Annotated in this window: 11 protein-coding genes; 7 read left to right on the plus strand and 4 right to left on the minus strand. The window is 54.4% G+C overall.

Translation table 11 applies throughout. The annotated features are described in order from the left end of the window. Positions 1-37: 37 nt before the first annotated feature. The 7 genes from FE845_RS05180 (at position 38) to FE845_RS05210 (ending at position 8,594) form a co-directional block, all read left to right on the plus strand. Positions 38-1,315, plus strand: a complete 1,278-nt coding sequence (locus tag FE845_RS05180; protein WP_200362135.1) for a DUF3426 domain-containing protein — start codon at positions 38-40, stop codon at positions 1,313-1,315. Between the two features lie 227 nt (positions 1,316-1,542). Further along, positions 1,543-2,538, plus strand: coding sequence for a tRNA dihydrouridine synthase DusB (dusB, locus tag FE845_RS05185; RefSeq protein ID WP_227714148.1), 996 nt, complete (start codon positions 1,543-1,545; stop codon positions 2,536-2,538). After that, positions 2,535-2,852, plus strand: coding sequence for a DNA-binding transcriptional regulator Fis (gene fis, locus FE845_RS05190; RefSeq protein WP_200362137.1), 318 nt, complete (start codon positions 2,535-2,537; stop codon positions 2,850-2,852). Before dusB ends, fis begins: the two co-directional genes overlap by 4 nt. Before the next feature lie 85 nt (positions 2,853-2,937). Next, positions 2,938-4,518, plus strand: coding sequence for a bifunctional phosphoribosylaminoimidazolecarboxamide formyltransferase/IMP cyclohydrolase (purH, locus tag FE845_RS05195; protein ID WP_200362138.1), 1,581 nt, complete (start codon positions 2,938-2,940; stop codon positions 4,516-4,518). 49 nt (positions 4,519-4,567) lie between these two features. Then, positions 4,568-5,854: a phosphoribosylamine--glycine ligase gene (purD, locus tag FE845_RS05200; protein ID WP_200362139.1), complete on the plus strand. Its 1,287-nt coding sequence runs from the start codon at positions 4,568-4,570 to the stop codon at positions 5,852-5,854. Positions 5,855-5,961: 107 nt separating this feature from the next. Then, positions 5,962-6,909: an alpha/beta fold hydrolase gene (locus FE845_RS05205; RefSeq protein ID WP_200362140.1), complete on the plus strand. Its 948-nt coding sequence runs from the start codon at positions 5,962-5,964 to the stop codon at positions 6,907-6,909. Positions 6,910-7,010: 101 nt separating this feature from the next. Further along, positions 7,011-8,594, plus strand: coding sequence for a cation:proton antiporter family protein (locus FE845_RS05210; protein ID WP_200362141.1), 1,584 nt, complete (start codon positions 7,011-7,013; stop codon positions 8,592-8,594). 8 nt (positions 8,595-8,602) lie between these two features. Here the strand turns inward: FE845_RS05210 and senA are convergent, their stop codons facing one another. The 4 genes from senA to FE845_RS05230 form a co-directional block, all read right to left on the minus strand. Continuing rightward, positions 8,603-9,970 carry a selenoneine synthase SenA gene (gene senA, locus FE845_RS05215; protein ID WP_227714093.1) on the minus strand — a complete coding sequence of 456 codons (1,368 nt, stop codon included), beginning with the start codon at positions 9,968-9,970 and terminating at the stop codon, positions 8,603-8,605. 34 nt (positions 9,971-10,004) lie between these two features. Next, entirely contained in the window at positions 10,005-11,864 is a 1,860-nt protein-coding gene (locus FE845_RS05220; protein ID WP_200362142.1) for an SLC13 family permease, read from the minus strand. Positions 11,865-11,998: 134 nt separating this feature from the next. Next, positions 11,999-13,591, minus strand: a complete 1,593-nt coding sequence (locus FE845_RS05225) for an isocitrate lyase (RefSeq protein WP_200362143.1) — start codon at positions 13,589-13,591, stop codon at positions 11,999-12,001. Between the two features lie 201 nt (positions 13,592-13,792). Beyond that, entirely contained in the window at positions 13,793-15,739 is a 1,947-nt protein-coding gene (locus FE845_RS05230; protein WP_200362803.1) for a CASTOR/POLLUX-related putative ion channel, read from the minus strand. Position 15,740 lies beyond the last annotated feature (1 nt).

Raw genomic sequence — 15,740 nt, forward strand, 5'->3', positions numbered from 1 at the left:
CCCAAGTTCGTAGCCCAGTCGCTTTCAGGAACGAAGCATGACCCAAAGTAGCCTGCAAACCCAGTGCCCAAAATGTCTTACCCGTTTCAGGGTGACCGATGAGCAACTTGGCATTGCCAAGGGTAAGGTGCGCTGTGGCCACTGCATGGATGTCTTTAATGCGATTGAGCACAAGGTAACAAGCGCAACCGTTGCCACTCCGAAAGCGCCCTCTGACATAAGCAGCAAAAAGCCCCCAGAGGGCACGCAACCGAATCAGCCTGCCAGCGGTTTCACCAGCGACACAACCGAAGACAACTTCATCTTCGCAGACAACCCCGAAGAAGATGCCGAAGAAGGTCGTTATGCAGGCACCAAGCTGACATTTTCGGATGACGAACTGAGCGACAGCTTCCGTAGTTTCGACGACCGAGCTCCCTCCGCACAAGATGATACCGTCGACGACGATATCTCAGAAGGCGTCGATGAGAGCTGGGCTGAAGCCATCCTTAGAGAGGACAATGCTCCGGAAAAAAGTGCGGATACCACTCCAGATTCGGATAAACCGCCGGTGAAGGCGGAGCCAGAGGAGCAAACCGATGGGGAGCTGGACTATGAGCTACAACCATCTCCTGAACCTGCGCCTGCGCAAACCCCGGATAACAAGGGGCCAAAAGACACACCGGACTTTTTCAATGATGACCAATCGGGCCTAGCACTTGAGTCTTTTGACCAAGAGCAGGACGCAGAGCTAGAACACGAGCGCCCACTCAAAGGTGAGCGCTTCGCATCTGGAGCACCTTTCGGCGACCTCAGGCACGAGCCGGTATCTTTAGGTGGCAACAATAGGGGCTGGCTGCGCACTGCGGCATGGTCGGTCATTGTGCTTGGCCTTATCGGTGTTTTAATTGCGCAAATCACCTGGTTCCAGTTTGACCGACTGTCGGCGATACCCGAATTGCGACCGTTTTATGAAAAGGGCTGTGAACTAGCAGGCTGTGAGTTGAAGCCTTTAATCAACGTTGACGCCATTCAAAGCCGCAAACTTGTGGTTCGTACCGATCCAGAAAACCGCAACCAGTTAGTGGTGGATGCCGTCATCATCAACCGCGCGGATTTCCAGCAACCTTTTCCGGCCATCGCGCTTACTTTCTCCAATCTGAACGGAGATGTTGTCGCCCAGAGTATTTTCACACCTGACGAATATCTTGCTGGCGAAGCCGAAACGCTCAAAAGCATGCCCGTGGAAACCCCTGTGCGCATCGCCATTGGTATTCGCGACCCTGGTCGGGACGCAGTTAACTACAACATAATATTCCAACCTTACACGCCTTAAATCTACCTGCCGGAGACAACCACCCCGACACTCCAACCCCCATCTCGTAGAACAAAAGTCAACCAGAAAGAGCGAAAAATAATCAGTTTTTTCGCGCCCTTGCCCCTTCAATCATAGTGCCCCCAGCGGTATCATTAGCGCCCTTCGGAACTGCCATCGGTTATTTATTAATCAACCGAACAGCTCCGACTTTTGCTTACTCTGCTGTGATACGGATTCAAACCATGTTGCCGACGGCAAAAATCGGGCCGTACACCCTGCCCAATCCGCTGATTGTTGCACCCATGGCAGGTGTAACAGATCGCCCTTTTCGGCTGCTCTGCCGCAGAATGGGTGCGGGTCTGGCCGTCTCGGAAATGGTGATAGCAGACAGCAAGCTTTGGCATACGCGCAAATCCCGAACCCGCATGGATCATGCCGGTGAGCCGGAACCAAGATCGGTGCAGATCGCCGGGGGTGACCCTGACATGCTCGCCAATGCGGCCCGGCTTAATGCCGAATCAGGCGCCCAAATTATTGACATCAATATGGGTTGCCCGGCCAAAAAAGTCTGCAACAAAGCGGCTGGTTCAGCGCTGATGAAAGACGAGCGTCTGGTACGGGACATTTTGGAAGCGGTCGTCAGCGCAGTGGATATCCCCGTTACGTTGAAAATGCGTACCGGCTGGGATCAAAACTACCGTAACGCTCCAACCATCGCCCGCATGGCTGAAGACATCGGTATTCAGGCGCTGGCCGTGCATGGCCGCACCCGAGCCGATAAATACAACGGCGATGCAGAGTACGACACCATTGCCGAAGTTAAAGCCAGCGTTGGCATTCCGGTGTTTGCCAATGGCGACATTACATCGCCGGAGAAAGCCCGCACCGTTTTGGAGTATACCGGCGCAGACGGCCTGCTCATTGGCCGCGCCGCTCAAGGCAGCCCATGGATCTTCCGGGAAATACTGCATTTCCTTGAAACCGGGCAACACCTTCCGGCACCGCCACTGAGCGAAGTGGAACAGATTTTAAGCGAACACCTAAATGCCCTACATAGCTTCTATGGCGAGCTCATGGGCGTGCGTATTGCCAGAAAACACGTGGGCTGGTACTTGCAGTCACACGACCCCGGCAAACAGTTTCGAAACTGCTTTAATGCACTCGACGATGCGCTAGAGCAGAAAAACAGTATTCAACAGTATTTTTCAGGCTTACGAAATGGAGAGGTATTCGCAGCATGACCGCTGAGACTTTGGCAAATAACACCCTGAACGCCCCGGCCAACGATGATATTCACCAACTGCAAACGGTGAACAGCAGCGGCAACACCGTTACCCTGCGTGATAACGTTGAAGTGGCCCTGAAAAACTACTTTGCCCAGCTTGATGGCGCCCCCGTTACAGAGGTGTACCAACTGGTACTTTCTGAAGTGGAAGCACCTTTGCTGGAGCAGGTGATGAAGTACACCCGCAACAACCAGACCAAGGCTTCGACCATGCTCGGCCTAAACCGCGGAACCTTGCGTAAAAAGCTCAAGCAGTACGGGCTGCTATAATCGAGAAACCCTGACTTGAAGAGGGCCTCCCGGATACCCTTCGCGAGGCCCTTGTTCGTTCACCCCAAGTGAAGAATGTGACCCCATGGCAAACCAGGCTAACACCCCCGTCCGTCGCGCACTGATCAGCGTTAGTGATAAATCCGGCATCGTCGAGTTCGGACGCGCCCTCACCGTCCGCGGTATCGAACTACTTTCCACCGGAGGCACCTTCCGCCTCTTGAAAGAACATAAGGTTCCCGTTACCGAAGTCTCTGACTATACCGGGTTTCCCGAGATGATGGACGGCCGGGTTAAAACCCTGCACCCGAAAATCCACGGTGGCATTCTGGGCCGCCGGGGTACAGACGATGCCATCATGGGCGAGCACGGTATCAATCCGATAGATATGGTTGTGGTAAACCTTTACCCCTTCGAGTCCACCGTTGCCAATCCAGACTGCGACCTTGCTACTGCCATTGAAAACATTGATATCGGCGGCCCCACCATGGTTCGCGCCGCGGCCAAGAACCACAACGACGTAACCATTGTGGTTAACGCCTCGGATTACAGCCGGGTACTGAAAGAACTGGACGATAACGACGGCAACCTCAGCCACGCCACCCGCTTTGACCTTGCAGTGAAGGCGTTTGAGCATACCGCTGGCTACGACGGCGCCATTGCCAATTACTTGGGTGGCCGCACCGCGGACAACGACAATGCTGATTTCCCCCGCACCTTTAACGCCCAGTTCGTAAAGGTTCAGGACATGCGCTACGGCGAAAACCCGCACCAGCGTGCGGCCTTCTATGCCGAGCGTAATCCGAAAGAGGCCAGTGTTGCCACGGCAAAGCAGCTTCAGGGCAAAGCGCTTTCTTACAACAATGTGGCAGATACAGATGCGGCTCTGGAGTGCGTTAAGCCGTTTGCAGACCCGGCCTGTGTGATCGTCAAGCATGCCAACCCCTGCGGCGTTGCTATCGGTGCTGACATCCTCCAAGCCTATGACTTGGCTTTTGCCACGGATCCAACCTCTGCATTTGGCGGCATCATTGCGTTCAACCGCGAGCTAGATGCACAAACCGCCAAGGCGATTATTGATCGGCAGTTTGTCGAGGTCATTATTGCACCAACCATCGCACCGGAAGCGGTAGAACTGGTTTCCGCCAAGAAGAATGTACGGCTGTTGGCCTGTGGCGAACTCAACGGTGAGCGCGCCCAATCCATGGACTACAAGCGCGTAACGGGCGGCCTCTTGGTTCAGGACCGCGACTTGGGCATGGTTGCGATGGCCGATGTGAAAGTTGTCACCACACGCGAGCCCACAGAACAGGAACTGAACGACCTGCTGTTTGCCTGGGAAGTGGCAAAGTACGTGAAGTCCAATGCCATTGTTTATGCTCGTGCGGGTCGCACCATTGGTGTTGGTGCCGGCCAGATGAGCCGCGTTTACAGTGCCAAAATTGCTGGCATCAAAGCAGCAGACGAGAATCTGGAAGTGAAAGGTTCTGTCATGGCTTCGGATGCCTTTTTCCCGTTCCGGGATGGCATTGATGCCGCCGCCGAAGCCGGTATTACCGCCGTGATTCAGCCTGGTGGTTCTATGCGGGATCAGGAAGTTATCGACGCAGCTAATGAACACGGCATCGCCATGGTGTTCACCGGCATGCGCCATTTCCGGCACTAACGAAATCTCTTTAGGCAGCTCTTTTTTAAAACATACGGGGCAACAAGATATGAATATTCTGGTAATCGGCAGTGGCGGCCGCGAACACGCTCTGGCTTGGAAGGCCGCTCAGTCTCCGGATGCAGACACGGTTTTTGTGGCGCCGGGCAATGCTGGCACAGCTTGCGAGCCGGGTGTAGAGAACGTCAACATTGATGTTCTGGACCTTGAAGGGCTGGCCAAATTTGCCGCCGACAACGAAGTTGGCCTTACCATTGTTGGCCCGGAAGCACCCTTGGTAGCAGGCATTGTGGATCTTTTCGAAGAGCGCGGCCTGCGCGTATTCGGCCCCAGTGCTGGTGCTGCCCAACTGGAAGGCTCCAAAGCCTTCACCAAGGACTTTCTGGCTCGCCAGAATATTCCAACCGCGGGCTATGGCAACTTCACTGACGTAGACGAAGCTCTAGCCTACGTTCGCGAACAAGGCGCGCCGATTGTGGTTAAGGCTGATGGGCTTGCCGCAGGCAAAGGGGTCATCGTAGCTATGACTCTTGAAGAAGCCGAAAACGCCATCCGCGATATGTTGGCAGGCAATGCGTTTGGCGAGGCCGGCAGCCGAGTTGTGGTTGAGGAATTCCTCGACGGCGAAGAAGCCAGCTTTATTGTGATGGTGGACGGAGAGAATGTTCTGCCCATGGCCACCTCGCAGGATCACAAACGTGTAGGCGACGGCGATACCGGCCCGAACACGGGTGGCATGGGAGCCTACTCCCCAGCCCCTGTAGTGACCGCTGACGTGCATCAGCGCATCATGGACGAAGTCATTTACCCCACAGTGCGCGGCATGGCAGCAGAAGGTCATCCATACAAAGGCTTCCTTTACGCTGGCCTGATGATCGACCCCAAGGGCGCGCCGAAAGTCATCGAGTTCAACTGCCGCTTTGGCGACCCGGAAACCCAGCCCATTCTACTGCGTATGAAATCAGATATCGTCGCGCTCTGCCAGGCAGCCATCGACGGCAAGCTGGACCAGTGCAGCTCTGACTGGGATGAACGCGCCGCCGTAGGTATTGTTCTAGCAGCCGGAGGTTACCCCGGCAGCTACAACAAAGGCGATGCTATTTCGGGCCTACCGGAAACAGAAACCGAAGGCGAGAAAGCATTCCATGCAGGAACAGCCCTAAAAGACGGTCAAGTGGTAACTAGTGGCGGCCGGGTACTGTGCGCAACGGCATTGGGCAATACGGTCACAGAAGCCCAAAGCCGAGCTTACACGCTCGCTAAAGCCATCAGCTGGGACGGTGCGTTTTATCGCAGCGACATTGCGTATCGCGCCATTGCCAGAGAAAAATCGTAACGACGCTCAGTCTGCTTAAGCCCGGCCAATGACCGGGCTTTTTTATGGGTTAATGTAAACGAGTTCGCCCATAGGGTTTAAAACACAAACAATCTGGTACCGCCCAAATGCTGAAAAAATCCCCCTACACTGTCATGTTTCTACTTGTATCCGTGTTGATGGTAAGCGCTTGCTCACGCCATAGCATCTATGAAACCGCCATCGGCTACGAACGCTCTGCCGCCGGGCTTGAAGCCGACAAGATTACCGTGGGCGACCTTAACATCGCTTATCTAAAAAACGCTGAAACCAACAAGGGTGACACCATTGTTCTGGTGCACGGGTTTGGTGCCAATAAAGATAACTGGACCCGCATCGCCCGGGAGCTCACGGAAGACTTCAACGTTTATATCATAGACCTGCCCGGACACGGTGAAAGCAGCAAGCCGCTGGATTTGGGGTACCGTATTGACGAACAAGTTGGCCATCTTGCCCGCATTCTCAAGGCTCTTGATATCAAAGAGATGCACATGATGGGCAACTCCATGGGGGGCGGCATTACCGCTCTGTACGCAGCCACTTACCCGGAACAGATAAAAACAGCCGTCCTGTTCGATCCCGCTGGCATTTTGGACTACGAGAACGAAATGGTCGGCATGGTGCTCGCTGGCGACAACCCACTCATCCCCAGCAAGCCCGGCGACTTCGAGCGTCTTATGGATTTTGCTATGGAACAACGGCCTTTTATTCCATGGCCGATACTGAGCGTATTAGAAGACAAAGCCATCGCCAACCAAGAAATAAACAAAGTGATCTTTGCCGCTATAAAAGAAGTTGGCATCACATCAGAGTTCCGCGACGCGATAAACCGCATTGAGGATCCGGTGCTCATCGTTTGGGGTAAAGAAGACCGCATACTGGACTACCGCAACGGCGAGGCCTTTCAACAAGCTATTCCCGACTCGCAATTGGTCATAATGGAAGGCATTGGCCATGCACCGATGATCGAGGCGCCGGAGGAATCCGCCCGCCTGTTCCTTGAGTTTGCCAAAGCTTATATTTCAAAAGCCAGCTAAGGTAATCGGGTAGGAGGTTCTGTCGTTATTGTCTTCAACGACCGGGGAAAACAAGGTAGCCTTAGACTCACGTTAATTCGCGACACCTGAAAGAACCTCTCATGCCTGAAGCTATCTGGATTTCTTTTGCGTTTGGCCTCGGCCTCTTGATGAAAGCCGTGGCCTTGCCGCCACTGGTCGGTTATCTGGCGGCCGGCTTCGTGCTCAGTGGCCTCGCTGCCAACCCGTCTATCGGCATTTCTGCCGAGCCCACAGCGGTTCTGGCTCACATCGCCCATCTGGGTGTATTGCTCATGCTGTTTACCGTGGGGCTAAAGCTCAAGCTCAAATCGGTGATCAGCCCGGAAGTCATTGGCGGCAGCCTGCTGCACTTTGCCATTACCTGCCTTGTGTTTACGCCGGGGCTTTACCTTCTGATGGACATAGACTGGTATGTCGCCTTCATGCTGGCAGTTGCCCTATCCTTCTCGTCTACCGTACTGGCAGCCAAGGTATTGGAAAGCAAGCGCGAGCTCAGAGCCTTTCACGGCCGGGTGTCCATTGGCATTCTGATCATGCAAGACTTGATCGCTTTACTGGTGATGAGCCTAGCGGCAGGCCAAACACCTTCCGAGTGGGCATTGATCATCTTTGGTTTGCCCCTGTTGCGACCTTTGTTGTTCAAACTTCTGGATGCCAGCGGTCACGATGAACTGCTGGTGCTTTTGGGTATGCTGTTGGCACTGGTTCTCGGAGGTATGGGTTTCGAAGCGGTCGGGCTTAGCTCAGAACTGGGCGCACTAATCTTTGGTGCCATTCTTGCGAACCACCCGCGCAGTCAAGAACTGGCCAAATCCCTGTGGAGCGTGAAAGAAATTTTTCTTGTAGGCTTCTTCCTGCAAATCGGTATCGGCGGCCTGCCAGACACCAACGCCATTATATTTGCTGTGGTGGCGGCGCTGGTGCTGCCCATTAAAGGCATTTTGTTTTTCTTCCTCATGTTGTTGTTCCGCCTGCGCGCCCGTAGTGGCTTCCTCACAGCGCTGGCGCTTACCAACTACAGTGAGTTCGGGCTTATCGTCGCCAGCATTGCACTGCCGGAGTGGTTGGTGCCTCTGGCAATAACGGTAGCCTTGTCGTTCCTGATTTCCGCGCCGCTGAACCGTCTGGCCCACCCACTGTATGACCGTCTGGGCAATCGCCTTGTGGGTTTCGAGAGCCAAAAGCGGCATCCAGACGAGTTACCCGTTTCTCTGGGTGACACCCGGGTTCTGGTTATGGGCATGGGGCGCACGGGAACCGCAGCCTACGATTGGCTGCAAACCACGGAAGCAAGATTGATGGCTCTGGATTCAGACTTTGCAAAGGTAGAGCGACACCAAAAGCAGGGTCGAAACGTGGTTTACGCCGATGCTGAAGACAAAACCTTTTGGGAAGCACTGCACATGCCCGCTCTGGAAGCGGTCATTCTTGCCATGAGCGACATAGAGGCAAAGCTTATCGCAGCGCAAAAGCTGCGCAAGCACGGTTATACTGGCTATATTGTTGCGCATACTATGTTCGAAGACGAAGCAAAGAGCATTCGTGAAGCCGGTGCGGACGATGCCTACCTCACCATGAGCGAAACCGGTGTGGCCTTGGCTAGTCACCTTCTTGAAAGGGCCCCGGTTACCTCACAAACACCGGTTTCAGACAAGGCAAGCTGAACTCTGCCTCAGGGCAAAGCACAGGTACGAAAGCCGGTGTATACGTCGTTTCTCTCGGGCAGATATGCCTGACGGTAGGTGCCACGAATCAAGCTGGATGAAGTGGCACAACTGCCACCCCTGCTCACCTTGTGGTCCCCGAACTGCAGCGTGGACATGAACGGATACATGTCTATGCGAAAGCCGTCATACGGCAAAAACTGGCTGCTGGTCCACTCCCACACTGTGCCAATCATTTGGCGGCAGTCGAAAGGGCTGTCACCCTCGGAATAGTCTGTTACCGGGTTCTGCGCCATTCCACTGGCATTCATATCTGCATGCATGGCATCAGGACGCTTATTGCCCCAAGGGTACTTGCTGAATGGCTCACCTTCGCGATTCCCAAGCGCTGCGGCCTCCCATTCTTGCTCGGTAGGCAAGCGCCGCCCCGCCCACCGACAGTAGGCTTCTGCCTCCCAGTAACTAACATGAGTGACTGGGGCGTTCGGATTCAACGGCTGCCAACGGTCAAACAAGCGCTCCTGCCACTGGCCATCATTCCAGCGCCAATAAAGCGGGTGCCGAGGTGTTTGCAGCTTAGGGGCTGACACCCCGTGAACCAGCGCCACATCAACCTCTGTTCTCAGCCATTTCTGGCCACCAAACGACCAAAGCTCGGTTTTTTGGTAACCACCATCCTCTACAAACGCCATAAACTCACGGTTGCTGACCAGATAACGGGAAATCGCAAACTCACCCAAACGCACTAGGTGGCGGGGTTTTTCCGCGTCGAAAGCAAAATCCTCCTTGGCATACTGCGGCGAGTCCCCCGGCATGCCAATGTACCAGTTACCGGCGGGAACAATGACATCACGCTGCGCTGTACTGGTGGCTTGCAGTTCACCCGGTGCGGAGCGTTTGAAGTCTGCACTTGGTGGCGGCGCGTAACCAACCGTTTGGCGGCACCACACTAGCGACTCTATGTGCATGTTCTGGTGAAAAATGGCGTAACGATATAGGTAAAGCTCGCGGTCTGTCAGCGGATTGAGCTCAACCCGCTTCGCCATTTTGTCGTAAACATGATCAAAATAGGCCAAGGTTTTTTCAAGGCCGGGAAACAGATCGTTGCGCCAGCGATCCCGGTGATCAATATGGAAGGAGTCCCATAAATCATCCATGGAAGGGTCAAAGCTGGCATCGCCATCCAGAAGATTGAACACAAACACTTCATAGAAAAAAGCAGCGTGGCCCATTTCCCACAGCGGTGGGTTCACGCCTGGGTGATAAGGTACCTCAAGCTGCTGTTCACTCAATGATGTAATGAGTTCTCGCGTTCTTAGTCGCGTGTGCGCAAGCGCCGCCAGCAATTCTGCCTTGTGCATGTGCTCCGCTTCCATCGTGGCTCCCCAAACTTGTTTCATTTTTAAACGGTCATGTCCAAACCAGCATAATAACCGGCACCGCAACCACCGTAACTATGGCCGTAAGGGGTAAACCCAAACGCCAATAGTCGCCAAATTCGTAACCTCCGGGCTCCATAACCAAAGCATTGGACTGGTGCCCTATGGGCGTCATGAAGGCGCAGGAAGCACCCACGGCAACTGCCATCAATACCGCATCCGAAGGTATCTGCAGTTCATTTGCCAAGCTAAGCGCTATAGGTGCGACCACAATAGCGGCAGCCGCATTGTTTACTACGTTGGATAACAGCGTTGTGCCCACCAGTATCATGACTAATACCGACACAACTGAAAGGTTCTCACCCAAAGCCAACATTTGGGCGGCTATCAACCCGGCTCCACCCGTGGTTTCCATGGCCTGCCCCACCGGTATCATAGCCGCCAGCAACACAATCACAGACCAATCTATAGACTTGTAGGCTTCCGCCGCAGATATGAGTTTAACCAGCACCATGGCAACTGCCCCGGCCACCAACGCCACAGGTGCTGAAAGTAGACCGGCAACAATTGCAACAATACTGGCGAAAAAGATGCCTGATGCCATTGCGGTTTTGCGCGGAGACCCTAAGCGCAGCCCTCTCTCTGCAAGCGGCAAACAACCCAACTCTGCAAGAGTGCCAGCCAGAGAATCCTCAAAACCCTGAACCAGCAATATATCTCCAGCATTGAACCTGATATCGCCTATACGCCGCTTCAAGCGATAACCCAACCGTGCCACGGCAACCACGTTCAGCTGATTGCGCTCCCGCAACTTCAATCGGTTCGCCGTCTGCCCTACCAAAGACGACTCGGGCGCGATAACCGCCTCCACAAGATGCAGTTCGCCTTTCTCCATCCGAACGGAGGCTGTTTTTTCATCGTCTTTGCTTTCCGGTTCGGCTGATTCCGTTGCGGCTTCAGGGCTGCTGCCTTCACTGTCGCCGTCCGCCTCTTTGCTGTCCATATCCTGATGTGCAAGCTTCAGACCTGTTTTATCAAGAAACGTTTGCAAGCTTTCAGTGTCGGCCTCAACAAGCAACACGTCACCTTCGCGCATGATTTTATAGGTGGAAGGCACAGCATGGCGCTGTTCGCCACGAATCAAAGCAAGTACAACAAGGTCCGGTTCGTCTCCGGCACTCGTTATCAGGCTGTGCAAAGTTCCGCCCGCATGGGGGGAGTCTTCCGGAATACGCAACTCGGTAACATATTCACCAACACTGAACAGCTTGCTGCCAGCAGAGTTGTCTTCCCTGCGGGGCGTAAAACGCCAGCCGATCAGGGTAATAAAGGCAATACCTGCCAGCGTGATCGCCACGCCTACAGGGGCAAAATCAAACAGCCCAAAGTTGCCGCTTTCGCGATAGGAGGCAATGATGATATTGGGCGGGGTGCCGATAAGTGTCATGGTGCCGCCGAGCAAAGAACCGAAAGCCAGCGGCATTAGCAGCAATGAAGGCGAGCGCCCTGCTTCCCGCGACATCCAGATAGCCACCGGCATCAGCAGCGCAAGCGCACCAACGTTGTTAATGAACCCGGAGCAAAGCGCAACCACGCTGGTGAGGGTAAGCACCTGCAGTGTGGGCCTGTGGCCAATTTTACCTAGCAGACGTGCGATATTATCTACCACACCTCCATTCACCAAGCCCTGACTGATCACCAGTACCGCAGCCACAGTGATCACAGCAGGATGGCCAAAACCGGCAAACAATTCCTCCGTGGGCACCAATCCGGTTATTGCCACCGCCAAGAGCGCCAGCATGGCAACCACATCAAAGCGCAGGCGGTTCCACACAAACATGGCAAGTGTGATTCCGAGCACCGCAAATACAATGCCTTGCTCGATACTCAAGGTTGATCTCCTATTCCTTTAGAGGTAACTGAATATAGCAAAGCCCAAAACAAAAACCCCGCGAACTGTCTCCAGTTGCGGGGTTTTTATGCTCCCGGAACAACTCCGGGAGCGGGGTGCTATTAACCGTTCAATTAACCGAACTGGTTCATAGTGTTATCAGCACCACCGGCTTTCAGCGCAGCATCACCTGCAAAGAATTCCTTGTGGTCGTCACCGATGTTAGAACCAGCCATGTCCTGGTGCTTAACAGTGGCGATACCCTGACGGATCTCTTCACGCTGAACACCTTTAACGTAGGCCAGCATGCCTTCGTCGCCGAAGTAACCTTTAGCCAGGTTGTCGGTAGACAGGGCCGCAGTGTGGTAAGTCGGCAGAGTGATCAAGTGGTGGAATACACCCGCTTCACGTGCAGCGTCGCGCTGGAAGTTAGCAGTCCACTCGTCAGCCAGCTTGCCCAGCTCGGTGTTGTCGTATTCTGCACTCATCAGCTTGGCGCGGTCGTAGGCAGAAACATCTTTGCCTTCTTCCTGCATGGCATCGAATACCTGCTGACGGAAGTTCAGAGTCCAGTTGAAGGACGGGCTGTTGTTGTAAACCAGCTTGGCATCGGGAACAACTTCCTTGATGCGGTTTACCATGGCAGCGATCTGACCAACGTGAGGCTTCTCAGTCTCGATCCACAGCATGTCGGCGCCGTTCTGCAGGCTAGTGATGCAGTCCAGAACAACACGATCTTCACCAGAACCTTCTTTGAACTGGAACAGGCCAGAAGCCAGACGCTTAGGCTTCAGCAGCTTGCCGTTAGACTTGATTACAACGTCGCCGTTCTCGATCTGGGAAGCGTCTTCGATGTACTCGCCATCGATGAAGCTGTTGTACTGGTCACCCAGGTCTCCCGGCTCGTTGGTTACAGCGATCTGCTTGGTCAGGCCAGCACCCAGAGAGTCGGTACGAGCAACGATAACACCGTCGTCCACACCCAGCTCAAGGAACGCCAGACGAACAGCGTTGATCTTGGACAGGAAGTCGGCGTGAGGAACGGTTACTTTACCGTCCTGGTGGCCACACTGCTTCTCGTCAGACACCTGATTTTCGATCTGGATGCAGCAAGCACCCGCTTCGATCATCTTCTTGGCCAGCAGGTAGGTTGCTTCGTCGTTACCGAAACCGGCGTCGATGTCTGCAATGATGGGCACAACGTGAGTTTCGTGGTTGTCGATCTGCTTGGTCAGCTCAGCAGCCTTGGCGCTGTCGCCCGCTTTTTCAGCAGCTTCCAGATCGCGGAACAGGTGGTTCAGTTCCCATGCATCAGCCTGACGCAGGAAAGTGTACAGTTCTTCGATCAGACCAGGAACAGCGGTTTTCTCGTGCATGGACTGGTCAGGCAGAGGACCAAACTCGGAACGCAGAGCGGCAACCATCCAGCCAGACAGGTACAAGTAGCGACGCTTGGTGTTACCAAAGTGCTTCTTGATAGCGATCATTTTCTGCTGGCCGATAAAACCATGCCAGCAACCCAGAGACTGGGTGTACTTGGAAGAATCGGCATCGTAGGCAGCCATATCTTCACGCATAATCTTTGCAGTGTACTTGGCGATGTCCAGACCAGTCTTGAACTTGTTCTGGGCGCGCATACGTGCGGCGTGCTTGGGGTTGATGGCGTGCCAAGTCGGGTTTTGCTTCACAATGGAAGCAATGCTATCGACGTCTTTTGCGTAAGGCATGAGCTCGATCCTCAGTGTGTTGATGAAAAAATTAGTGAATGGTACCCGGGGAAAACACCGGGCTACTTACGGCGTTGGCAGTACTTTAATGGCTTAGGATTTATAATTGAAATTTATATGATCTATTTTCAGCATTTTCTCAATGAATACCAACAATGACTGCACACAACTTAGCCAAACAACCTTGCAACGGGCCAAGCTTCAAGACTGACACAAGACCACAAGCCGATCGCCAACCTGCAGCTCCAGATACTGCCTGCGCGGAGGGTTTATCAGCAGATGCCTACCGCGGGCGTCTGCAGTAGCGCGAAATACACCAAGCGCCACTTCGCCTTCCGCTGCCAGCACCTTTTCCAGCACATGAAAATCAGCACTTGCTGGCAAAGGGTAATCTTCTGGATCCCGAAACCGGATCTCGGCGCCACCAACGGTGAACAGCTCATCCAATACCACCCTAAGTTCCCGGCGCAAGGCCACCTGAGCCAATATGTGGCTGAGAATCATCGGGCTTATAAGCATTTCGCTCTGGTGGCCATAGAGCAGTTGCCGGTTGTCTGGGTCACTCAACTCCATAATGAGTTGGGGTCGCCCGGAGGCCTCCGCCAATATGTCTTCAAGCTGCAGGTAGCCCACCATGGTTCGTGCATCGGCCTCTTCTCCAGAGGCCAGTCGGTCGCTACTAAGCAGTATAATCGTGTCGTAGCCAGCCGGATTGATCCGGCGCAATTCATCTTCAACCATGTAGTCCGCTTCAATGTGGCTATAGCCTTCAAGCGATTTGCCAGCGGCATAACGGTTAAGCGCCTGTTCACGCTCGGATGCGGATACAACAGAGACGATATCCAGTACCGGCTGGCCCGGACCATAACTGGCGAACTCCGCCATTAAACTTGGCACCCGGCGGTTCCAACCCAGCAAGAGTATGCGGCGCCCCTCCAGACCCTCCCCACGCACGGAACGTTTCGCTTCGCTACGATTTATCTGCGGCAAAGCCTGTGCTTTCGGGTCGGCATCGGTTTCGGAATAGTCTCTGGCCATCATTACAACCCGGTCTTCAGCTTCGATGCGCGTATCGGAGGGCGCTGCCAGACGAATATCCCAACTTTGGCCACTGCGGCGAAGCAGGCCAAGCACGATAACATTCGGGCGGACGGCTGCCAGCTCACCAAGAGACAAACCCGCTACCGTCTCACCACCGCGAACATAAATTTCATTGCCCGCACCGGCCGTAAGCAGTTCGTTATAGATTTCAGATAATCCCGGGTGCAACACGTTCTGCACCATCAGGCGACTGATGGTGGCGTTGCCCGCGACCACCTCCACAGCGCCGGGATAGGCCCGCTCTACCACGGGCAGTTTTCGGACATCCTGAATCTCAGCCACCACAAAGGGCAAAGGCGCCTGATACTGGCGCGCCTGCGCCGCAATCGAAAGCAGCGCTTTAACGGTTTCTACATCCGAGGTGACCAGGCTGCCCGCCTCGTACACGGCACTGGGCACGATAACCGCAGCCGCATCAAGACAAGCGACACGGTGCAAAGCGTCCGGTTGAATGGCAGAGCCAGAGCGCAGGATGATCTGACGAGCCCGACGACCAATACCCGGCTCTGCACGCAGTTCGTGAACCTGCTCCGCAGAAGCATCTTCAGATAAAACGACGAGGTTCAGCTTCTGGGTATCATGCTTTTCCAGAAACCGACGCATGCGACCGGAAGAGCCCAGCAACTCAGCAAGCAAAGGCAGGGTTTGGCTGGTCCAGCCCAACACGACCACATGGTTTTTTAAGGTTACCGGAGTGAGGCCACGTTCGAGATCCGCCATTTTGGCAATCAGCCAGCGCGTCAGTATTGCGACCAGCGTGCCCATAAACACCACGTACCCGCTAACAGTCAGCAGTGTAGAGACAAAGCGCTGCCAGGTGCCTACATCGTCACCCAGATAACCGGGGTCGGTCAGGCGAAGAAAAGCCCACCAGACAGCAGAGCCCGGATCATCAAACTCACCACCCTGCGGAACCACCAGCAGCCCCCCGATCAGCGAGATAAGGCCAATAAAAATACCCACCACTAGCAGCTGGAAGCCTGCACCTTTTACTAGTTGTCGCTCAACAATAAACTTCACACGGTCGACGACGCGAAACGGCAACATG

Source organism: Marinobacter sp. 1-4A, from assembly GCF_016597725.1.
In the GTDB taxonomy this organism is placed as follows: Bacteria; Pseudomonadota; Gammaproteobacteria; order Pseudomonadales; family Oleiphilaceae; genus Marinobacter.

What these genes read in the sequence shown, in the direction of transcription:
- FE845_RS05180 (WP_200362135.1), top strand. Translation starts at nt 38, where the DNA reads ATGACCCAAAGTAGCCTGCAAACCCAGTGCCCAAAATGTCTTACCCGT.
- fis (WP_200362137.1), top strand. Translation starts at nt 2,535, where the DNA reads ATGACCGCTGAGACTTTGGCAAATAACACCCTGAACGCCCCGGCCAAC.
- purH (WP_200362138.1), top strand. Translation starts at nt 2,938, where the DNA reads ATGGCAAACCAGGCTAACACCCCCGTCCGTCGCGCACTGATCAGCGTT.
- purD (WP_200362139.1), top strand. Translation starts at nt 4,568, where the DNA reads ATGAATATTCTGGTAATCGGCAGTGGCGGCCGCGAACACGCTCTGGCT.
- FE845_RS05205 (WP_200362140.1), top strand. Translation starts at nt 5,962, where the DNA reads ATGCTGAAAAAATCCCCCTACACTGTCATGTTTCTACTTGTATCCGTG.
- FE845_RS05210 (WP_200362141.1), top strand. Translation starts at nt 7,011, where the DNA reads ATGCCTGAAGCTATCTGGATTTCTTTTGCGTTTGGCCTCGGCCTCTTG.
- senA (WP_227714093.1), bottom strand. Translation starts at nt 9,970, where the DNA reads ATGGAAGCGGAGCACATGCACAAGGCAGAATTGCTGGCGGCGCTTGCG.
- FE845_RS05225 (WP_200362143.1), bottom strand. Translation starts at nt 13,591, where the DNA reads ATGCCTTACGCAAAAGACGTCGATAGCATTGCTTCCATTGTGAAGCAA.
- FE845_RS05230 (WP_200362803.1), bottom strand. Translation starts at nt 15,739, where the DNA reads ATGTTGCCGTTTCGCGTCGTCGACCGTGTGAAGTTTATTGTTGAGCGA.